The sequence below is a fragment of the Stenotrophomonas maltophilia genome, from assembly GCF_047497515.2.
GTDB lineage: Bacteria > Pseudomonadota > Gammaproteobacteria > Xanthomonadales > Xanthomonadaceae > Stenotrophomonas.
Window position 1 is genome coordinate 110,757 of the sequence record NZ_JAXAXL020000015.1, and the last position, 19,500, is coordinate 130,256.

18 protein-coding genes and 1 other RNA gene are annotated in these 19,500 nt (G+C 67.9%); 7 read left to right on the forward strand and 12 right to left on the reverse strand.

Annotated elements, in window-relative coordinates; all coding sequences use genetic code 11:
- Positions 1-34: 34 nt before the first annotated feature.
- Genes murG through mraZ form a run of 9 tightly spaced genes read right to left on the reverse strand, consistent with a single transcriptional unit; the run spans position 35 to position 9,939 of the window.
- A complete protein-coding gene (gene murG, locus ACMZPQ_RS18145; RefSeq protein ID WP_111111019.1) occupies positions 35-1,120 on the reverse strand; it encodes an undecaprenyldiphospho-muramoylpentapeptide beta-N-acetylglucosaminyltransferase in 1,086 nt (361 codons plus the stop codon).
- Entirely contained in the window at positions 1,117-2,436 is a 1,320-nt protein-coding gene (gene ftsW / locus ACMZPQ_RS18150; RefSeq protein ID WP_197582498.1) for a putative lipid II flippase FtsW, read from the reverse strand. The genes murG and ftsW overlap by 4 nt, the downstream gene beginning before the upstream one ends.
- A 1-nt stretch (position 2,437) precedes the next feature.
- On the reverse strand, positions 2,438-3,523 hold the full coding sequence (gene mraY, locus ACMZPQ_RS18155) for a phospho-N-acetylmuramoyl-pentapeptide-transferase (RefSeq protein ID WP_010481929.1): 1,086 nt from the start codon (positions 3,521-3,523) through the stop codon (positions 2,438-2,440).
- Positions 3,513-4,907, reverse strand: coding sequence for a UDP-N-acetylmuramoyl-tripeptide--D-alanyl-D-alanine ligase (locus tag ACMZPQ_RS18160; protein WP_197582499.1), 1,395 nt, complete (start codon positions 4,905-4,907; stop codon positions 3,513-3,515). The genes mraY and ACMZPQ_RS18160 overlap by 11 nt, the downstream gene beginning before the upstream one ends.
- Positions 4,904-6,412, reverse strand: a complete 1,509-nt coding sequence (locus ACMZPQ_RS18165) for a UDP-N-acetylmuramoyl-L-alanyl-D-glutamate--2,6-diaminopimelate ligase (protein WP_197582500.1) — start codon at positions 6,410-6,412, stop codon at positions 4,904-4,906. The genes ACMZPQ_RS18160 and ACMZPQ_RS18165 overlap by 4 nt, the downstream gene beginning before the upstream one ends.
- Positions 6,409-8,253, reverse strand: a complete 1,845-nt coding sequence (locus ACMZPQ_RS18170; protein ID WP_197582501.1) for a peptidoglycan D,D-transpeptidase FtsI family protein — start codon at positions 8,251-8,253, stop codon at positions 6,409-6,411. Before ACMZPQ_RS18170 ends, ACMZPQ_RS18165 begins: the two co-directional genes overlap by 4 nt.
- Positions 8,250-8,513 (reverse strand): cell division protein FtsL, encoded by a 264-nt coding sequence (gene ftsL, locus ACMZPQ_RS18175; protein WP_005412242.1) that lies wholly within the window; start codon positions 8,511-8,513, stop codon positions 8,250-8,252. Before ftsL ends, ACMZPQ_RS18170 begins: the two co-directional genes overlap by 4 nt.
- The gene (gene rsmH / locus ACMZPQ_RS18180; RefSeq protein ID WP_197582502.1) at positions 8,510-9,478 is read right to left on the reverse strand and encodes a 16S rRNA (cytosine(1402)-N(4))-methyltransferase RsmH; all 969 of its coding nucleotides are present in this window, start codon (positions 9,476-9,478) and stop codon (positions 8,510-8,512) included. The genes ftsL and rsmH overlap by 4 nt, the downstream gene beginning before the upstream one ends.
- Positions 9,479-9,492: 14 nt before the next feature.
- Positions 9,493-9,939, reverse strand: a complete 447-nt coding sequence (gene mraZ / locus ACMZPQ_RS18185; RefSeq protein ID WP_004143635.1) for a division/cell wall cluster transcriptional repressor MraZ — start codon at positions 9,937-9,939, stop codon at positions 9,493-9,495.
- A 323-nt stretch (positions 9,940-10,262) separates the two neighbouring features.
- Between mraZ and ACMZPQ_RS18190 the strand changes: the two genes are divergently transcribed.
- Both ACMZPQ_RS18190 and ACMZPQ_RS18195 read left to right on the forward strand, forming a co-directional pair.
- On the forward strand, positions 10,263-11,051 hold the full coding sequence (locus ACMZPQ_RS18190; protein ID WP_197582503.1) for an NRDE family protein: 789 nt from the start codon (positions 10,263-10,265) through the stop codon (positions 11,049-11,051).
- Between the two features lie 101 nt (positions 11,052-11,152).
- Positions 11,153-11,632: a DM13 domain-containing protein gene (locus ACMZPQ_RS18195; protein WP_197582504.1), complete on the forward strand. Its 480-nt coding sequence runs from the start codon at positions 11,153-11,155 to the stop codon at positions 11,630-11,632.
- 123 nt (positions 11,633-11,755) lie between these two features.
- On the opposite strand, the gene rnpB is transcribed toward ACMZPQ_RS18195, so the two are convergent.
- Positions 11,756-12,107, reverse strand: an RNA gene (gene rnpB, locus ACMZPQ_RS18200) — RNase P RNA component class A.
- Between the two features lie 160 nt (positions 12,108-12,267).
- Here rnpB and ACMZPQ_RS18205 point away from each other — a divergent pair.
- Both ACMZPQ_RS18205 and ACMZPQ_RS18210 read left to right on the forward strand, forming a co-directional pair.
- Positions 12,268-12,870 (forward strand): type IV toxin-antitoxin system AbiEi family antitoxin domain-containing protein, encoded by a 603-nt coding sequence (locus ACMZPQ_RS18205; protein WP_197582505.1) that lies wholly within the window; start codon positions 12,268-12,270, stop codon positions 12,868-12,870.
- Complete coding sequence (locus ACMZPQ_RS18210) at positions 12,867-13,742, forward strand: nucleotidyl transferase AbiEii/AbiGii toxin family protein (RefSeq protein WP_197582506.1); 876 nt, start codon at positions 12,867-12,869, stop codon at positions 13,740-13,742. The genes ACMZPQ_RS18205 and ACMZPQ_RS18210 overlap by 4 nt, the downstream gene beginning before the upstream one ends.
- Before the next feature lie 150 nt (positions 13,743-13,892).
- On the opposite strand, the gene rsmI is transcribed toward ACMZPQ_RS18210, so the two are convergent.
- Positions 13,893-14,711 (reverse strand): 16S rRNA (cytidine(1402)-2'-O)-methyltransferase, encoded by an 819-nt coding sequence (gene rsmI / locus ACMZPQ_RS18215; RefSeq protein ID WP_197582507.1) that lies wholly within the window; start codon positions 14,709-14,711, stop codon positions 13,893-13,895.
- Positions 14,712-14,792: 81 nt separating this feature from the next.
- Here rsmI and ACMZPQ_RS18220 point away from each other — a divergent pair, with 81 nt between their 5' ends.
- From ACMZPQ_RS18220 to ACMZPQ_RS18230, 3 genes are all read left to right on the forward strand, one after another.
- Complete coding sequence (locus ACMZPQ_RS18220) at positions 14,793-16,514, forward strand: penicillin-binding protein activator (protein ID WP_197582508.1); 1,722 nt, start codon at positions 14,793-14,795, stop codon at positions 16,512-16,514.
- Complete coding sequence (locus tag ACMZPQ_RS18225) at positions 16,504-16,872, forward strand: YraN family protein (protein ID WP_197582509.1); 369 nt, start codon at positions 16,504-16,506, stop codon at positions 16,870-16,872. Before ACMZPQ_RS18220 ends, ACMZPQ_RS18225 begins: the two co-directional genes overlap by 11 nt.
- Positions 16,873-17,212: 340 nt before the next feature.
- Positions 17,213-18,598: an FAD-binding oxidoreductase gene (locus tag ACMZPQ_RS18230; protein ID WP_197582510.1), complete on the forward strand. Its 1,386-nt coding sequence runs from the start codon at positions 17,213-17,215 to the stop codon at positions 18,596-18,598.
- 120 nt (positions 18,599-18,718) lie between these two features.
- On the opposite strand, the gene ACMZPQ_RS18235 is transcribed toward ACMZPQ_RS18230, so the two are convergent.
- Positions 18,719-19,279 (reverse strand): dihydrofolate reductase family protein, encoded by a 561-nt coding sequence (locus tag ACMZPQ_RS18235; protein WP_312647831.1) that lies wholly within the window; start codon positions 19,277-19,279, stop codon positions 18,719-18,721.
- Positions 19,280-19,500 lie beyond the last annotated feature (221 nt).

Below are 19,500 nucleotides of genomic sequence, written 5' to 3' on the forward strand. Positions count from 1 at the left end.
CCTCGCGCAGGGCAGGCGCGGTGGCATGCCTTCTTCATACAGCTTCCTCAAGAATGATATCGGCGATGCGCTCGGCGGCATCGACCTTGGCCAGGGCACGCGCGGCTTGCGCCATCTGCATGCGGCGGGCGGGATTTTCGGACAGATCGCGCAGCAGTGCGGCAATGCCGTCGGCCAACGTTCCGTCCTGCTTCAGCAACACCGCCGCGCCGCGCTCGACCAGGTACTCCGCATTGCGGGTCTGGTGATCGTCGACGGCGGCGGGGAATGGCACCAGCACGCTGCCGACACCGACCGCGCACAGCTCGGCCAGGGTCGACGCGCCAGCGCGGCATACAACCAGATCGGCCCAGGCGAACGCCTCGGCCATATCGGCGATGAACGGGGTGATTTCCGCCTGCACGCCGGCCTTGGCATAGGCCTCGACCGCTTCGGCGTGCAGCTTCTCACCGCTCTGGTGGCGCACCTGCACCGGCACCGCCGCGCCCAGCGCAGCGATGGCCTGCGGCACGCCGGTATTGAGCGCACGCGCGCCCTGGCTGCCACCGACCACCAGCACGCGCAGCGGGCCGTGACGGTCGGCGAAGCGTTGTTCCGGCGGTGCGATGGCGGCGATTTCCGCACGCACCGGGTTGCCGACGAACTCTTCGCGCGCGGCGAAGGTGCCCGGGAAACCGGTCAGCAGGCGGCGCGCATAGCGCGACAGGATGCGGTTGGTCAGGCCCGGTGCGCGGTTCTGCTCGTGCACGATCAGCGGCAGGCCGTGCAGGCGCGTGGCCATGCCGCCGGGGCCGGAGGCGAAGCCACCGAAGGCCACCACCGCACGCGGCTGGCGCTTGCGGATGATCATGCCGGCCGCGCGCAGCGCGCGCATCAGCCGCCACGGCGCCGCCAGCAGGGCCAGCTTGCCCTTGCCGCGCAGGCCGGTGATCGCCAGCGTGTCGATGGCGATGTCGTGCTGCGGCACCAAGCGGGTTTCCATCGCACCTTCGGCACCCATCCAGGTGACCGGCACGCCGCGCTCGCGCAGCACGCGCGCCACGGCCAGGCCGGGGAAGATGTGACCGCCGGTACCGCCGGCCAGGATCATCACCGGGCGTGCGTTGGAAGCGCTGCTCATGACAGCCTCCCGAAGGTCGGTTCGACGCGCGACTGCAGCCGGCTGGTGCCACGCGCGGCGTTCGGCGCCGCGGCAGCCACCGGCTCGGCGCTCATCGGTACGCTGGCAGCCACCGGCGCAGCCGGCTCGTCCATCGGCTCGGGAGCGGCGTCTTCGGCGCCACCGATACGCACGGCCTGGCGGCGCTCGGCGCGCTTGAGTTCATAGGACACGCGCAGCAACAGGCCCATCGCCACGCAGGTCATCAGCACCGACGAACCGCCGGAGGAGATCAGCGGCAGGGTCAGGCCCTTGGTCGGCAGGATGCCCAGGTTCACGCCAATCGAGACGAAGGTCTGCATGCTGATCCACAGGCCGATGCCGAAGGCGATGTAGCCGGAGAAGTGGCGCTTCATTTCCACGCAGCGCATGCCCAGCCAGAAGGTGCGGCCGACCAGCAGCGCGTACAGGGCCACGATCACGCAGGTGCCCAGGAAGCCGAACTCCTCGGCGGTGACCGAGAAGATGAAGTCGGTGTGCGCTTCGGGCAGGTAGTACAGCTTCTGCACCGAATTGCCCAGGCCGACGCCGGTCCACTCGCCACGGCCCACCGCCATCAGCGCGTTGGACAGCTGGTAGCCGTCGCCCTGCTGGTCGGCCCACGGGTCCAGGAAGGAGGTGATGCGGCGCATGCGGTAGGGCTCGATGATCGCCAGCGCGCTCATCCCGACCAGGCCGATGATCACCGGCATCGACATGCGCGGCATGTTGACCCCGCCCAGCACCAGCATGCCGGCGGTGATCGCCAGCAGCAGGGTCGAGGAACCGAAGTCGGGCTGCAGCAGCAACAGCACCACCAGCGCACCGGCCACGCCCAGCGGCTTGAGCATCGCCGGCCAGGTCGCGTTGACCTCGTCGCGGAAGCGCACCAGGTAGCTGGACAGCCAGACGATGTACAGCACCTTCACCGCCTCGACCGTCTGGAACTTGGAGATGCCCAGGTTGATCCAGCGGCGCGCGCCGTTGACCGTGCTGCCCAGGCCCGGCGCGAACACCGCCAGCAGCAGCACGAAGCAGCCCAGCAGCAGCATCTGGTTGTACTGCTCGATCGACTTCAGCTCGGTACGCGCGGCAATCACCGCCAGCACGATGCCGACCGCCAGGAAGATCAGGTGGCGGTTGAGGTAGTAGAACGGACTGCTCATCAAGGCGATCGAGCTGGACGCCACCATCACCACGCCCACGCCGGTGAGCGCGATGATCGCGCCCAGCAGCCACTTGTCGTAGCTGCCTTCGATGGCTTCAAGGCGTGTTGCCTGGCGGGACAGGTCGTTCATCTCAGCGCACCTTCAACGTGGCCAGGCCGATCAGCACGAGCACGACGGAGATGATCCAGAAGCGCACGATCACGCGCGGCTCCGGCCAGCCCTTCAGTTCGAAGTGGTGGTGGATCGGCGCCATGCGGAACACGCGCTTGCCGGTCAGCTTGAACGAGGCGACCTGGATCATCACCGACAGCGTTTCGATCACGAACACGCCGCCCATGATCACCAGCACCAGCTCCTGGCGGGTGATCACCGCGATCGTGCCCAGCACCGCACCCAGCGCCAGCGCGCCGATGTCGCCCATGAACACCATGGCCGGATAGGTGTTGAACCACAGGAAGCCGAGGCCCGCGCCGGCGATGGCCGCGCAGATGATGACCAGCTCGCCGGCACCCGGAATCTGCGGGATCTGCAGGTAGTTGGCGAACACCACGTTGCCCGAGGCATAGGCGAACACGCCCAGCGCGCAGGCCACCAGCACGGTTGGCATGATCGCCAGGCCGTCCAGGCCGTCGGTCAGGTTCACCGCGTTGGAGAAGCCGACGATCCAGAAGTAGGCGATGGCCACGAAGCCGATGCCCGCCAGCGGCAGCGCGATCGACTTGAACATCGGGATGTAGAAGGTCAGCGCGGCCGGCACGTCGGCCGTATAGAACAGGAACAGGCCCGCAGCCAGGCCGAAGATCGACTGCAGCAGGTACTTCCAGCGCGACTTCAGGCCGTTCGGATCACGGCGGACGATCTTGATCCAGTCGTCATACCAGCCGATGGCGCCGAAGCACAGCATCACCGCCAGCACCAGCCACACGTAGCGGTTGCGCAGGTCGGCCCACATCAGCACCGACAGGGTGATGGTGAGCAGGATCAGCGAACCGCCCATGGTCGGCGTGCCGGCCTTGGAGAAATGGGTCTGCGGACCGTCCTTGCGGATCGGCTGGCCGCCCTTGAACTGGGCAAGCTTGCGGATCATCGCCGGGCCGAGCCACAGCGACAGGAACAGGGCCGTCAGCGCGGCAAGGATGGCGCGGAACGTCTGGTAGTTGAACAGCCCGAACAGGCTCTCCAACTGCTGCAACCATCGAGCCAGTTCATACAACATGCGGGGATTCCTCTCCTTGCGCCAGCAGCGCTTTGACAATCGTGTCCATGGCGCTGCCACGGGAACCCTTGACCAGGCAGCGCACGCCCGCGTGCAGCTCATCCTTCAACGCCTGCGACAGCGCGTCATGGGTGGTGAAATGACGGCCGCCGTCGCCGAAGGCGGCGGCAGCGGCGGCGCTGAGCGGACCCAGCGCGTACAGGCGCTTGAGACCGGAGGCACGTGCACGCAGCCCGGCCTGCGCATGCAGCGCCTCGGCATCCGGGCCCAGCTCGCGCATGTCGCCCAGCACCAGCCAGCCCTCTTCCGGGGCCGCGGCCAGGGCATCGATGGCGGCGGCCAGTGAACCGGGGTTGGCGTTGTAGCTGTCATCGACCAGCACCGCGCCATTGCGCAGCTGATGGGCAATCTGGCGGCCCGGCACCGGCTGCGCCTCGGCCAGTCCGGCCGCGATCAGCGCCAGGTCGACACCGGCGGCGAGCGCCAGGCTGGCCGCGGCCAGCGCATTGCTGACGTTGTGGCGGCCCGGCAGGCCCAGCACCACGCGGACCTCGCCCATCGGCGAAACCAGGGTGAACTGGCTGCCCTGTGCACCGGCGCGGATGTCGCGCGCGGTGATGTCGGCGGTGTGTTCCAGGCCGTAGCGCAGCACGCGGCAGCGCGCCGGCGTGCCGACGAAATGCTGTTCGAACCAGCGGCCGTAGGCATCGTCGACGTTGATCACCGCCACGCCATCGGCCGGCAGCGCCGCGTAGATCGCACCCTTGGTGACCGCCACGCCGAGCAGGCTGCCCATCCGTTCCAGATGGGCGGGGGCGATGTTGTTGACCAGCGCGTAGCGCGGGCGGGCGATATCGGTCAGGTAGGCGATGTCGCCCGGCTTGCCCGCGCCCATCTCGTAGACGGCGTAGTCGGCATCTTCCGGCGCATCGATCACCGCCAGCGGCAGGCCGATCTCGTTGTTGCGGTTGCCCGGGTTGGCGTAGACCACTTTATGCGCGTGTTGCGCCACCTGCTGCAGTATCGACAGCAGCAGGCTCTTCACGCTGGTCTTGCCATTGCTGCCGGTAATCGCGAATACCTCGGTGTCACGGTCGCGCTGCATGCCGGTGGCGATCTTCGCCAGCGCCAGCTCGCTGTCGGCCACCAGCACCTGCGGCAGCTCGATCGGCAGCAGCCGCTCGACCAGCAGCGCACTGGCGCCGCGCGCCTGCGCATCGGTGGCGAAATCATGACCATCGAAACGCTCGCCGCGCAGTGCCACGTACAGGCTGCCCGGGCCGAGGCTGCGGGTGTCATTGCTGACCGCATCGATGGCCACGTCGTCGCCGTGGATCTCGCCGCCGGCCCAGTGTGCGATCAGCGAAAGCAGGGTGCGCTTCATGCGATGCCCTCCCCGGCCTGCGAGGCTAGAACACCCGCCTTGGCAGCCAACGCAGCGGCAGCCACTTCGGTGTCGTCGAAGTCATGACGAACGCCATTGACCTCCTGGTACGGCTCGTGGCCCTTGCCGGCGATCAGGATGATGTCGCCGGCACCGGCACGCTTCACCGCCAGGCCGATCGCACGCGCGCGGCTGCGCTGCACGGTCACGGCATCGGCATGCTGGAAGCCGGCCAGGATGTCGGCCACGATCACATCGCCGTCCTCGCCACGCGGGTTGTCGTCGGTGACGATGACCTGGTTGGCCAGGCGCTCGGCAATGGCGGCCATCTGCGGGCGCTTGCCGGTATCGCGCTCGCCACCGCAGCCGAACACGCAGAACAGCGCGCCGTGCAGGTGGCCGTGCAGGCTGTCCAGCGCCTGTTCCAGCGCGTCCGGGGTATGCGCGTAATCGACCACCACGGTCGGCAGGCCGTCTTCGCCGCCCAAGCGGTTCATGCGGCCACGGATCGGCTGCAGCGCCGACAGCACCTCGGCGATGCGCGGCAGCGGCTGGCCCTGCGCGTGCAGGGTGCCGGCCACGGCCAGCAGGTTGTCCACGTTGAAGCGGCCCAGCAGCGGCGACTGCACCGCAGCACGCTGACCGTCGATGACCAGTTCGAAGGCGATGCCACGGCCGTCCAGCTGCAGCGCTTCGGCGCGCACGCTGGCGTCGGTGGCACCGCGCGAGCTCAGGCCGATCGGCTGCACGCCCGCCGGCAGGCCGGCGAACAGCTGGCGGCCAAACGCATCATCCAGGTTGACCACTGCCGCCTTCAGGCCCGGGCGATGGAACAGCCGCGCCTTGGCCGCGCCGTAGCTGGCCATGTCGCCGTGGTAGTCCAGATGGTCGCGGGTGAGGTTGGTGAACACCGCCACGTCGTAGTGCACGGCATCCACGCGGCCCTGGTCCAGCGCATGCGAGCTGACTTCCATCGCCACCGCACGTGCACCGGCATCGCGCAGCTGCGCCAGCAGCGCATGCATCTGCAGCACCAGCGGCGTGGTGAAGCCGGTCGGTTCGACCGCACCATAAAGTCCGGCACCCAGCGTGCCGATACTGCCACTGGGCGTACCGAGCAGGTGCCAGGCCTGGGCCAGCAGCTGCACGGTGGAGGTCTTGCCGTTGGTGCCGGTCACGCCGACCATCGCCATCGCCCGCGACGGCGCGCCATGGAACTGGTCGGCCATCGCACCCATGCGCGCGCGCAGCCCCGGCACGGCGATCGCATCACCCGGTGCCGGCAACTCGGCAGGTGCCGGCGGTTCGAACAGGATGGCGCTGGCACCGGCCGCGCGGGCCTGCTCGACAAAGCCCAGGCCATGCGCGCCGAAACCGGCGATGGCGACGAAGGCATTGCCGGGGCGCACGGCGCGGCTGTCCAGCACCAGGCCGGTCAGAACGGGGTCGTGGCCTGCAAGGACCACGTCCGGAAGCAACTGCGAAAGCAACATCGAAGGACTCATTGCGTGCCTCCCGTAGCGGGCGGCGTCTGGGCTTGCGCGCTCGGCAGCGCAGCATCGAATTCAGCGGCAGCATCCACCGGCAGTGCAGCTTCGGCCGGCGGCGCCGGCAGGATCGAGGCCGAGTGGCCGACCTTGCCCGACTGCTGTGCGGCCAGCCACGACTGCAGGTCGTCCAGCGGCACGTCCATCAGGCGCAGGGTGCCTTCCATCACGTTGTGATAGACCGGCGCCGACACCAGGCCGCCGTAGAACTTGCCGGCCTGCGGATCGTTGATGACGATGACGGTGGCAAAGCGCGGGTTGGTGGCCGGCACCACGCCGGCAAACAGCGCGTTGTAGTGGCCGCGCTCGTAACCGCCGGGGCCGGCCTTGCGCGCGGTGCCGGTCTTGCCGGCCACGCGGTAGCCCAGCACCGCCGCCTGCTTGGCGCCGCCCTGGGTGACCACCGTTTCCATCATCGCCACCACCTGCTTGGCGACGTTCTCGTTGATGATCTGCTGGCCTTCGTTGCGCTGGCCCTTGACGAAGGTCGGCGCGATCAGGCGACCGCCGTTGGCCAGCGCCGAATAGGCGGTGGCAATCTGCAGCGGGGTGACGTTCAGGCCGTAGCCGTAGGACATCGTGGTCTTGGTGGTGCCCGACCAGCGCGCCGGGCGCAGCACCACGCCGCCGGATTCACCCGGGAAACCGCTATGCGGCACCGAGCCATATCCGAAGCGGCGCACGCCGTCGTAGAACACCTGGTCCGGCATCTTCGCCGCGACCTTGGCCGCGCCCACGTTCGAACTGCGGGTGATCACGCCGGTCACGTTCAGCACGCCGTTGTTGCGCGGCACGTCGCGGATGGTGAAGCGGCCCAGGGTCATGTAACCCGGGTTGGTGTCGATGATGGTGTCCTTGGTCACCGCACCGGCCTGCAGCGCGGTGGCGATGGTCAGCGGCTTCATCGTCGAGCCCGGCTCGACCAGGTCGGTCACCGCACGGTTGCGGCGTGCATCGGGCAGCGCGCCGGTCAGCGAATTCGGGTTGTAGGTCGGCAGGTTGACCATGGCCAGGATCTCGCCGGTGGTCACGTCCATGATCACCATCGAACCGCCGGCCGCCTTGTTGGCCACCAGCGCGTTGCGCAGTTCCTTGAAGGCCAGGTACTGGATGCGGCGGTCGATGCTGAGGGTCAGGTCCTTGCCCGGTTCGGCGGCGCGCAGCAGATCGCTTTCGACGGTCTCGCCCTTGCGGTTGCGGATCACCCGCTTGGCGCCGGCCTTGCCGCGCAGCCATTCGTCGAACGCCAGCTCCAGGCCTTCCTGGCCGCGGTCGTCGATGTTGGTGAAGCCCAGCACGTGCGCCATCGCCTCGCCCTGCGGGTAGAAGCGGCGGAACTCGCGCTGCGCGGCCACGCCCGGAATCTTCAGCGCGACCACCTTCTCTGCCTCGTCCGGATTGATCCGGCGGCGCAGGTACATGAATTCCTTGTCCGACTTCTGCGACAGGCGGCTGCTCAGCTCATCCACCGACATGCCGACCGCCTGGGCCAGCTCCGGGATGCGCTCGGGCGAACGCAGCAGGTCCTGCGGGTTGACCCAGATCGAGGCGACCGGCGTGGACACCGCCAGCGGCTCGCCATTGCGGTCGGTGATCATGCCGCGCGAGGTCTTGATCGGCAGCTCGCGCAGGTAACGGGCCTCGCCCTGGCGCTGGTAGAAGTCGCTGTTGATGATCTGCACGTAGGCGGCACGACCGACCAGCGACACCGAGCACAGGCCCAGGGCCAGCGCGACCCAGCGCAGGCGCTGGCGCAGGTTGAAGGCGTTGCGCGGGCGGTTGCGGCCGGTCTTGCTCATGGCCGCACCACCACGATGTCGGCGGCCTCGGGGAACTTCATGCCGAGCTTTTCGCGGGCGATGCGATCGACACGGTTGGCTTCGGCCAGGGTGGCCTGTTCCAGCTGCAGGCGGCCGAACTCCAGGTTGATGTCATCGCGCTTGCGCTCGGCGCGCGACAGCTCGATGAACGTCTGCCGATGACGGTGACGCACGAACACGACGCCGATCGCCGAGGCCACGGTCGAGGCCAACAGGATGATCAGCAGCAGCCGGCTCATGCATCGGCCTCCCGCTTCTGGGCCACGCGCAGCACAGCGCTGCGGGCACGCGGGTTGGCCGCCAGTTCTTCATCGGTGGCCTTGATGGCGCCGCCGATCAGGTCCAGGGTGGGCACGAACACCTCCGCCTCGGGCAGGCGGCGGTTGGCCGGCGGCGCCTTGGCCAGGCGGTTCATGTACTGCTTGACGATGCGGTCTTCCAGCGAATGGAAGCTGATCACGGCCAGGCGGCCACCGGGCTTGAGCCGTTCCACCGCCGCATCAAGGCCGGCTTCCAGATCGGCCAGCTCGCGGTTGATGTGGATGCGGATGGCCTGGAAGCTGCGCGTGGCCGGGTGGATCTTGTCCTTGCCACGCGGCATCACCGAGGCGATCAACTCGGCCAGTTCGGCAGTGCGGGTGAACGGTTGTTTCTCGCGGCGGGCCACGATGGCGCGCGCGATGCGGCGGCTCTGGCGCTCTTCGCCATAGGTCCACAGCACATCGGCGATCTCGCGGTCTTCGACGCGGTTGATCCACTGCGCGGCACTTTCACCGCTGTCCGGGTCCATGCGCATGTCCAGCGGGCCGTCCTTGCCGAAGCTGAAACCACGCTCGGCCACGTCCAGCTGCGGCGACGACACGCCCAGGTCGAACAGCACGCCGTCCAGGCCGTCGGCCGTCGCATCCCACTGCAGCAGCTGGGCGAAGCTGCCGCGGAAGATGGACACGCGCGGGTCCGGCGCGAAATCGCGCTCGGCAACGGCGATGGCTTCCGGATCCTTGTCCATGACCAGCAGGCGCCCCTCGGGACCCAACTGGGTGAGCACGCCACGTGCATGACCGCCACGACCGAACGTGCCATCCAGATAACGTCCGTTTTCGATCACCCTCAGGCCTTCAAGGACCTGGGTGTACAGGACCGGCAGATGCACCGCCGGCGACTGCGACACCGGAAGGTGACCGGTCTGCGCTTCTGGGCGCATCCGGGCACCCCGGCTCACAACTTCAGGTCGAGCAACCCATCACCCAGATCCTCGTCAGACAACGTCTGCTGGATCAGGGCCCGATGCGCCTGCTCGCTCCACAATTCGAACTTGTCGCCCATACCGAGCAATACCGCCTTCTTCTCAATGCCCACCGCACCGCGGTGGCTGGCGGGGATGCTGATGCGACCGTTGCCGTCCAGCTCCAGATGGGCGGCCGAGCCGACCAGCTTCTGCTGCAACAGGCGCACGACGCGCTGGGTGTTGGGCTTGGACATCACATCGTCGCGGACCCGCTCCCATTCCGACTCTGCGTACAGCCACAGGCAGCCGGCTTCGAACGGGTTGTAGGTCAGCACGAGACGGTTGTTGCTGGCGCGCGCGACGAGGTCGCGGTAAGCGGTGGGAACCGCCATGCGCCCTTTATCGTCAACTGTGATGGCCGTCTCGCCCTGGAACACGACGCGTGCACCTATCCTTCGCCCGGTGAAACATTGAACCACGAAAACCCACAAAACACCCGGATTTCCCTCTGATGCCCACCTTAGCAGCGGGCCGAGGGTTGTCAACAACTTTTCAGCAGGGAAATCGCCAGCCGCATCAATGGCTTGCAACAACCTTTAGAGAATTGTTCAAGGCTTATCCACAAGTTGCTGATCCGTCTCAATTTTTGAGATTGAACGGAAGTTCAGGGGTGTGGACAGGGCGTGAAACATCGGCTGCGCATTCATCCGGAGCAGGCCAAAAACGGCGCCGGACTGCGCAAACCGTGCACAATGACGGCATGTGCCTGCTCGCTCTTGGCTGGATGCACCACCCGCGCTGGCGGCTGGTGATGACCGGCAACCGTGATGAGTTCCACGCCCGCCCCACGGCGGCGCTGGCCCCCTGGCAGGATGAGACCTCCGTCATCGGCGGACGCGACCTGCGCTCCGGTGGCGGCTGGGCCGGGGTGGGTGCTGCGGGCCGGATGGCGGTGGTCACCAATGTCCGCGATCCACTGGCCGCCCAGACCGGCCCGTCGCGCGGCACACTGGTCGCCGACTTCCTGCGCGGCCGCGACTCGGCCGCCGTGCACATCGACCGATTAGCGACCATTGCCGGCGCCTATGCCCCGTTCAACCTGCTGCTGGCCGATGGCGACACCCTGGAGTATCTGGGCAACCATCCGGCGGAGCGACAGACCCTCGGCCCCGGCGTACACGGCATGTCCAACGGTGCGCTGGACGCCCCCTGGCCGAAGACCCGCCGGCTGATGGCCGCCCTTGAAGCGTGGCTGCAGGAAGACGGGGTCAGATCCCTTCCGCAAAGCGAGAGGGATCTGACCCCAGACCTGACCCCGCTCTGGGATGCCCTGGCCGACGAACACCGCCCGGCCGACGGCGAGCTGCCTGATACCGGCATCGGCCTGGAACGCGAACGCTGGCTGAGCCCGGCCTTCATCCGCGGCGACGACTACGGCACCCGCGCCAGCACCGTGCTGCTGATCGATGCCGACGGCCACGGCGAGATCCACGAGCGCCGTTTCGGCGCGCAGGGCGTCCCACTCGGCCAGAGTCGCGTCGACTTCTGACCCTGTACCCGTTTTCTGTGTCTATAAATGTCTGCCTGCACGCCACACGATGACTGGGCGCGGTCCTGCCGCGCACCCGACCGATCCACAGGGAGTCTTCGATGCGTCGTGTTCTTGTTCTTGCCGCCACCCACCTGCTCACCCTCGGCCTCGGCTTTGGCCTGGGCGTCTACCTGCTGCCGATCCTGATCGCCCCCGACGATCCGCCTGCCGCACAGGTGCAGGACGCCATGGACAAGGCCGCCTACCACACCACCTTCCGCCGCGACCTCAAGGGCAGCGATGCGGTGCACTGGGCCGAAGGCAAGGTCAGCGTCAGCCCCACCCAGGTGGCCTTCGACGGCAAGATGGGGCCGGGGCCGGACTACAAGGTCTACCTGGTGCACGGCTTCGTCGACAACAAGGCCGACTTCCTGAAGGTCAAGGCGCAGTCCCGGCGGATCGGCGAGGTGAAGACCTTCAACCGTTTCCTGGTCGATGTACCTGATGACGTCAACGTGGACGACTACACCACAGTCGTAGTGTGGTGCGAGCGCTTCTCGCAGTTCATTTCCGCCGGGCAGTACCGCACGCCGGGCTGACGACGGCATGGCGTCGGGCAATGCTGGCCGCTGGCCGGCAACAGCACGATGCGTCTGCTGGTAAGGAGGTTGCCGGCCAGCGGCCGGCACTACCGATGTGCGGTTCATGCATATAGAAGAAGGAGGCGGAGCCGGCCGATAAGCCGGGTTCTGTCGTGGACAGTCATTCCTCTAGGCGTTACGTCACCGCAACGCTCAAGCAACCTACCCGGATCCAACGCGGGCCGCGCCAAAGGATCCCTATTTGGTCTTGCTCCAGGTGGGGTTTGCCGTGCCGGTCTGTTGCCAGACTCGCGGTGCGCTCTTACCGCACCATTTCACCCTTACCGGCCTTCCGAAGAAGACGTAGGCGGTATCTTTCTGTTGCACTTTCCGTCGGCTTTCGCCGCCCAGGCGTTACCTGGCACCTTGCCCTATGGAGCCCGGACTTTCCTCGGCACCCCCGAAGGGATGACGCGACTGTCTGGCCGGCTCCGCCAGCGCGCATTCTAGCGCAAATGCCAACACCTCCGCGCGCGCCCTTCCGGTTCAGCTGCCTGCGCACATCGGTCCGCACGATCCACCCGCAACAGAGAGTGATGTTCCATTTTGTCGGTCGATATTCAAAACAACCGACATTATGGAACAATGCCAACATGACGAACGTCGAGGCCAAGGCCCGAAAACTGCTGCGGCGTGCAGGCAGCCTGCGCGCCCGCGAACTGGTGGCCGCAGGCATCGCCCGCGTCCAGCTGTCCCGTCTGGTCGAGGCCGGCACGCTGATCCGGTTGTCGCGCGGCGTCTACGCGCTGCCGGGCAGCAACAACGGCGAGGCCGATGAAGGGCTGCGGATCATTGCAGAGCGCATGCCGAAGGTCCGCCTCTGCCTGCTGAGCGCCCTGCGTCTGCATGGCCTGACCACCCAGGCACCGTTTGAACTGTGGGTGGCCATCGGCAACAGCGACCGCCCGCCCCGGATCGACTGGCCGCCGCTACGCGTGGTGCGCATGTCGGCAACGACCCTCCAGGCGGGACTGGAAGAGCGCCGCGTAGGCGCACGCCGCGTATACGTCAGCAACGTTGCGAAAACCGTCGCCGACTGCTTCAAATTCCGCAATCTCGTGGGTCTCGATGTCGCAATCGAGGCCCTGCGTGACGCGCTTGGCAACCGCGTTACCACCCCGGATGCGTTGATGAAATATGCACGGCTCTCCCGCGTTGCCAGACTGATGAGACCGTACCTCGATGCCCTGGCGTGACCCCCTCTTCCCTGCTTCCTCCTCCCCACCGCGTGGCCTCGATCCGGCAGCGACTGCTCGATCACGCGCGCGCCCGCGGCGACGACTTCCAGTTCGTGCTGGACAGGTTCGCCGTTGAACGCCTGCTCTACCGGCTTTCCACCTCCACGCTCCGCGACCAGTTCCTGCTGAAAGGCGCCATGCTGTTCGCGGCGTGGTTCGAAGCGCCGCACCGGCCTACACGGGACGCCGATTTCCTGAGGTTCGGAAGCGCTGAGCCAAGCCATCTGCTGCACATCACGCGCTCGCTCTGCGCAATGCCGGGTAATGACGGGCTCCGCTTCGATCCAGCGACCATCACCCTCGACACCACCCGCGAAGAGGCGGCATACGAGGGCCTGCGCATGCGCCTGGTGGCCTATCTGGGCCGTGCACGCTGCCATGTGCAATGGGACATCGGGTTTGGCGACGCGGTGATCACCCCACCGCCGGAAATCATCTATCCGGTGATGCTGGACGAACTTCCCGCGCCCTGCTTGCGCGTCTATCCGCGCGAAACCGTGTTTGCCGAGAAGCTGGAGGCCATTACCGCGCTGGGCATTGCCAACAGCAGGATGAAGGACTTTTTCGACCTGCTGGCACTGGTACGTGAGGACGCCATGGATCGTGCCAGCCTCGCAGCCGCCATAGAGGCGACGTTTGATCGACGCGGCACCCCTGCGCCGCCACCTCTGCCCTATGGGCTGACCCCGGCATTTGCTGCAGATACCCAGAAGCAGGCTCAATGGCGCGCGTTCCTGCGCAGGAACCGCCTGCCCGCACCAGACCTTTCCACGGTGATGACCGAGATTGCCGACTATCTGGGCGCCCTCGACACAACCGTACAGTCCTGACGCCGCAAGGCCCGGCGCTATCCGTACCACCCGGGTGGGTGCAGACCTTGGCGCGGCCCGTTCATCCACGCATGGCGTGGATCTACCGATGCCGCCCAAGTGGGTGCGGATTCCGCCCTGGTGGGTGCGGACCTTGGTCCGCACAACCCCTCAACTGCCGTACAACGCCTTGCGCGGTGCGCCGGTCAGTTCGGCGGCCAGCTTGGCGGCCGTCGACGGCGGCAGGTGTTCGCTCAGCGTGGCGTAGACGCGGCGGCCGTGGGCCAATTGTGCCTCAGCGTCATCACCGGCGCCCTGCACCATCACCACGAACTCGCCCTTGCGCTGGTTCTCGTCGCCTTCGACCTTCGCCAGCAGACCGGCCAGGTCGCCATCCAGCACGGTCTCGAACAGCTTGGTCAGCTCGCGCGCCAGCACTGCCGGGCGCTCGCCACCGAAGATCGCGGCCATGTCGGCCAGCGACTCGGCGATGCGGTGCGACGATTCGTAGAACACCATCGTGCGCACTTCACCGGCCAGCAGCTGCAGGCGGTCGCGGCGGCCGCTGGCCTTGGCCGGCAGGAAGCCCTCGAAGCTGAAGCGATCGCTGGGCAACCCGGCCACGCTGAGCGCGGCGATGGCGGCGCAGGCGCCCGGAATCGGGCTGACCTTGATGCCGGCCGCGCGCGCGGCACGCACCAGGCGGAAGCCGGGGTCGCTGACCAGCGGCGTACCGGCATCGCTGACCAGTGCCAGCGACTCGCCGGCCTGCAGGCGCGACACCAGGCGCTGCGACAGCGCTTCCTCGTTGTGCTCGTGCAGGGCCACCAGCGGCTGCTGGATGCCGAAATGGGACAGCAGCTGGCCGCTGCGGCGGGTGTCCTCGGCACAGATGGCGGCCACCGAACGCAGCACCTCCTGCGCGCGCGGGCTCAGATCGGCCAGGTTGCCGATCGGGGTGGCGACGACGTACAGGGTTGGCACACTCATTTCAGCGGTACTCACGGGGCAAGGGTAGAATCGTAGCGTGTACCCGGCCACGGCCGCTGCCCTCATCGCATGGACCTGATCATGAACAAGCCCGCCGCACGGATCTCCGCCCTGTCGTTGTCGCTGATGCTGTTGGCCGGCTGCGCCACCACCAGCCTGACCAGCACGCCCGATTCGCCGGCCCAGAGCCAGGCGCTGGCGCTGATCGAACAGGGCAAGCCGCGCGACGCCGCACTGCAGCTGGAAGGCCTGGCCGCCACCCTGCGCGGTGGTGCGCGCAGCAACGCCCTGGCCGATGCGGCCTGGGCCTGGCACCTGGCCGGCGACAGCGCCCGCGCGCGCAGCCTGCTGGGCCAGCTCACCGCCCGCCAGCTGTCCGGCGCCAGCCTGCAGCGTTACCAGCTGACCGGTGCCGAGCTGGCGCTGGCCGACAAGCAGCCGGCGCAGGCGCTGGCACTGCTGAAGGACAGCGGCGACAACGTGCTGCCGGCCCTGCGCACGCGCTGGTACCTGGCCCGTGCCCAGGCCCTGCAGGGGACCGGCGACGCCTTCGGTGCCGCCGCCGAGCGCGCCCGCGCCCACGCCGGCCTGGCGGGTGCTGCACGCAACGACAACCAGGCCGCCATCGCCGGCCTGCTCGGCACCCTCGACGACGCCAGCCTGCGCAGCCGTGCCGCGGCCCTGCCGGCCAACGATCCGCTGTACAACTTCGCCGGCCGTGCACTGATCGCGCGTGGCCTGCCGCTGCCGCGCCCGTTCGATCGCGATGGCGCGGCCCAGTTCGATACCAGCAAGCGCCCGCCGGCACTGAGCGATGGCTACCGCCCGCCGGTCAAGCTGGCCGTGCTGCTGCCGCTCAGCGGCCGCCTGGCCACCGCCGCGCAGCCGGTGCGTGACGGCCTGCTGGCCGCCTACTACGGCGAGACCCGCCGTCGCCCGGACATCAACTTCATCGACACCGCCGGCACCCCGGCCGGTGCACTGGCCGCGTATGACAAGGCCGTCGCCTCCGGTGCCGACTTCGTGGTCGGCCCGCTGGGCCGCGACGAAGTGGACGCGGTGTACGGCCGCCAGCAGCTGCAGGTGCCGGTGCTGGCGCTGAACCGCGGCAAGGATGCACCGCCGGCCGGCAGCGCCGGTTTCTCGCTGGCCCCGGAAGACGACGGCATCGTGGCCGCCGAATACCTGCGTGGCCGCGAGCGTGGCAAGGCACTGGTGATCAACAGCGCCGACGACACCGGCCGCCGTGCCGCCGCCGCCTTCGCGCAGCGCTTCGCCCAGCGTGGCGGCCAGGTGGTGGCCACGGTCGGCGTGACCGATGCGGTCGGTGATGTAGGCGCACAGGTGCGCAACGCCGGCCAGGTCGATGCCGTGTTCCTCGCCGTGCGTGCACCGCAGGCGCGCCTGCTCGCGCCGCAGCTGGCACTGGCCGGTGCCGGCGGCGCCACCCGCGTCGGCACTTCGCAGCTGACCGTTGGCAGCGGCAAGGTGGAAGAAGACGTGGCGCTGGACGGCATCGTCTACCCGAACGAAGCCTGGAACGTACGCAGCGTGTCCGGCCTGCCGTCGGCCAGCCAGGTGGCCAGCACCCTGCCCAGCGCGCGCGGTGCGGCCGGCCGCCTGTTCGCCTTCGGCGCCGACGCCTGGAAGATCACTGCCTACCTGGACAAGCTGTCCAACGAAGGCGGCCTGGACGGCGCCACCGGCACCCTGTTCCTGGACAGCAACGGCAACATCCTGCGCCAGCCGGCGTGGTCCACCTTCAATGGCGGCCGGCCGATGCCGATCGTCGGTGGTCGCTGAGCGCAGCCAACGAGGCTCGGCGGTGGAAGCCGCCGCCGAGCAGCATCTGCAACAGGCCGGGCTGCGCCCACGTGCACGCAACGTGCGCTATCGCGGCGGTGAACTGGACCTGGTGATGGACGATGCCGGCACCGTGGTGTTCGTGGAAGTGCGCTACCGCGCGCGATCGGACTTCGGTGGCGGCGCCGCGTCGGTGGATGCGCGCAAGTGCCGGCGACTGGCGCATGCCGCGCAGCTGTTCCTGCAGGACCACCCCGCGCTGGCCAATGCGCCTTGTCGCTTCGATGTGGTCGAAGCCAGTGGCGAACCGCCACAGCTGCACTGGCTGCGTGATGCGTTCCGGTTGGATGACTGCTGATGGCAACCCTTCGTTTCGGTAGAAGCCGACCTCGGTCGGCGCCCACCTGTTCTGGTAGAGGCCGACCTTGGTCGGCGCTTCTGTGCCAACCAAGGTTGGCACCTACCAAAAGCGCGCAGCGCGGCAATGGCCGACCTTGGTCGGCGCCCACCTGCTCTGGTAGCGGCCGACGTTGGTCGGCGCCCACCCGCTCTGGTAGGAGCCGACCTTGGTCGGCGCTTCTGTGCCAACCAAGGTTGGCACCTACCAAGAGCGCGCAGCCCGGCGGAGGCCGACCTTGGCCGGCGCCCACCAGGGCGCGCTTCCCCGTTGATACCCCTGCTTCCCCGCGAGATCCGTCATGAGTACCGCACTGCCCGCCGCACTGGTTGCCGAACTGTCTGCCCTGCTGGGCGCGGAGGGCTGGCGCATGGACGACAGCGCGCTGGAGGCGAACGCGCAGGACAATTCATGGCGCCACCAGCGCCCGGCGGCGGTGGCGCTGCCGGCCAACATCGAACAGGTACAGGCACTGGTGCGTGCCTGCCGCGCGCATGGCATCGCATTGGTCGCGCGCGGCGCGGGCACCGGCACTACGGGTGCGGCGGTACCGTTGCCGGGCAGCATCGTGCTGTCGTTCACCCGCATGGACCGCATTCTTGAAATCCGCGCGGGCGACCGCTGCGCGGTGGTGCAGCCGGGCGTGTTGAACGGCACGCTGCAGCAGGCGTTGGCACCGCACGGCCTGTTCTGGGCGCCGGACCCGTCCAGCGCGGAGATCTGCAGCGTGGGCGGCAACCTGGCCTGCAACGCCGGTGGCCCACGCGCGGTGAAGTACGGCACCAGCCGCGACAACGTGCTGGGCCTGGTGGCGGTCACCGGCACCGGCGAGGTGATCCGCTGCGGCGGCGCCTACACCAAGGATTCCACCGGCTATGACCTCACCCACCTGCTGGTGGGCAGCGAAGGCACGTTGGCGCTGATCGTGGAAGCCACCTTGAAGCTGACCCCGCTGCCGGTCAGCCAGGCGGGCCTGCGCGTGCTGTACCGCGATGCCGATGCCGCCGCTGCCGCCGTATCGCGGTTGATGTCGCAGCCGGTCGTGCCAACCCGGCTGGAATTCATGGATGCACGCAGCCTGGAACTGCTGCGCCTCAACGGCGCCGACGTGCCCGAGGCCGGCGCGATGCTGCTGGTCGAAGCCGACGGCGACCACGACACCCTGCCCTATCTGCTGCAGGCATTGGCCAGCGCCGCTGAAGGCGACGGCATGATCGCGCTGGACGTGGCGATGGAAGGCCGCGCGCGCGACCAGCTGTGGGCGGCGCGCAAGGCCCTGTCGCCGGCACTGCGCAGCGTCGCCCCGGGCAAGATCAACGAAGACGTGGTGGTACCGGTATCGCGCATTCCCGATCTGGTGGCGGGTGTGCAGGCACTGGCACGCGACTACACGCTCACCATCGTCACCTTCGGCCATGCCGGCAACGGCAACCTGCACGTCAACATCCTGTACCACCCGGACGATGCCGACGAGAATGCACGCGCACACGCCGCACTGCCGAAGATCTTCGAACTGACGCTGTGGCTGGGCGGCACGCTGTCCGGCGAGCACGGCATCGGCCTGGCCAAGCGCGATTTCATGGCCAAGGCCTTCAGCGCGGAAACGCTGGCGGCGATGCGCGCGATCAAGGCTGCGCTGGACCCGGATGGCATCCTCAACCCCGGCAAGGTGCTGCCGCCGGCGTGAGGACGTGCAACGCTTTCGTAGAGTCGAGCTTGGGCTTGGCTCTACCGGCGCCCCTCAATGTCGCCGCGGGTGCGCTGCACCGCATGCATTCTGTCGGCGATCACGCGCAGCAGGTCTGCTTCAGCGAACGACCTCGTATGTCGTGCGAACCAGTCCATCGTCTGTCGCATGACTTCCCCGTACCACAAGCTGCAATTCGGCATCCAACACACCGAACAACGAACGCCCCGCTCCAAGCACGACGGGGGCGACCGAAATCGTGATCTCGTCGACCAGATCCGCGCGCAGAAACGCTTGAATGGTGCGGCCTCCATCGATGTACACATCGTGGACGCCCAGGGTCTCAAGAAGCCGGCTCGCGCCCTCGACAGATCCTGCCACTCGCACACGCGGGTCATCGATCTGACCACACGTCGTCAGCACGACCACCTGCATGCCCTCAAACGGCCACTGGTCAAACCCGATGACCGTCTCGTAGGTGGCCCGCCCCATGACGATGGCGTCGATATTCTCGATGAACGTGTCCCAGATCAGTGCTGGATGTTCGATCGCCGCGTTGATGTGGTGGCGACGTGCTGGCAGGTCGGTCAGCCAATCGAGCGTACCGTCTTCGCGAGCGATCTTGCCGTCGACACTTGTGCCGATGAATACCCGGCCGCGCCAGGTTCTGGCCGTAGTCATTTCCATCTCCATCAATCGGTCGGGGGCGAGAGGGTACAGCCTTCAGCGGGAACGACCGCAGACACGCCCGGCTGCATTGCTTTCTGTAGAGCCGAGCCCGCGCTCGGCTGCACGTAGTAAGCCGAGCATAGGCTTGGCTCTTATCTCTTCCGACTCTGGCACCTTAGGTGCCGAGAGCCCGGCGCGGACGACCGTTCGGCTCTAGGTCTTTTCGATCGCTC

What these genes read in the sequence shown, in the direction of transcription:
- ACMZPQ_RS18170 (WP_197582501.1), bottom strand. Translation starts at nt 8,253, where the DNA reads ATGAGCAAGACCGGCCGCAACCGCCCGCGCAACGCCTTCAACCTGCGC.
- ACMZPQ_RS18165 (WP_197582500.1), bottom strand. Translation starts at nt 6,412, where the DNA reads ATGAGTCCTTCGATGTTGCTTTCGCAGTTGCTTCCGGACGTGGTCCTT.
- murG (WP_111111019.1), bottom strand. Translation starts at nt 1,120, where the DNA reads ATGAGCAGCGCTTCCAACGCACGCCCGGTGATGATCCTGGCCGGCGGT.
- ftsW (WP_197582498.1), bottom strand. Translation starts at nt 2,436, where the DNA reads ATGAACGACCTGTCCCGCCAGGCAACACGCCTTGAAGCCATCGAAGGC.
- ACMZPQ_RS18230 (WP_197582510.1), top strand. Translation starts at nt 17,213, where the DNA reads ATGAGTACCGCACTGCCCGCCGCACTGGTTGCCGAACTGTCTGCCCTG.
- ACMZPQ_RS18160 (WP_197582499.1), bottom strand. Translation starts at nt 4,907, where the DNA reads ATGAAGCGCACCCTGCTTTCGCTGATCGCACACTGGGCCGGCGGCGAG.
- ACMZPQ_RS18190 (WP_197582503.1), top strand. Translation starts at nt 10,263, where the DNA reads ATGTGCCTGCTCGCTCTTGGCTGGATGCACCACCCGCGCTGGCGGCTG.
- ACMZPQ_RS18205 (WP_197582505.1), top strand. Translation starts at nt 12,268, where the DNA reads ATGACGAACGTCGAGGCCAAGGCCCGAAAACTGCTGCGGCGTGCAGGC.
- ftsL (WP_005412242.1), bottom strand. Translation starts at nt 8,513, where the DNA reads ATGAGCCGGCTGCTGCTGATCATCCTGTTGGCCTCGACCGTGGCCTCG.
- ACMZPQ_RS18235 (WP_312647831.1), bottom strand. Translation starts at nt 19,279, where the DNA reads ATGACTACGGCCAGAACCTGGCGCGGCCGGGTATTCATCGGCACAAGT.
- ACMZPQ_RS18195 (WP_197582504.1), top strand. Translation starts at nt 11,153, where the DNA reads ATGCGTCGTGTTCTTGTTCTTGCCGCCACCCACCTGCTCACCCTCGGC.
- ACMZPQ_RS18220 (WP_197582508.1), top strand. Translation starts at nt 14,793, where the DNA reads ATGAACAAGCCCGCCGCACGGATCTCCGCCCTGTCGTTGTCGCTGATG.
- mraY (WP_010481929.1), bottom strand. Translation starts at nt 3,523, where the DNA reads ATGTTGTATGAACTGGCTCGATGGTTGCAGCAGTTGGAGAGCCTGTTC.
- rsmI (WP_197582507.1), bottom strand. Translation starts at nt 14,711, where the DNA reads ATGAGTGTGCCAACCCTGTACGTCGTCGCCACCCCGATCGGCAACCTG.
- rsmH (WP_197582502.1), bottom strand. Translation starts at nt 9,478, where the DNA reads ATGCGCCCAGAAGCGCAGACCGGTCACCTTCCGGTGTCGCAGTCGCCG.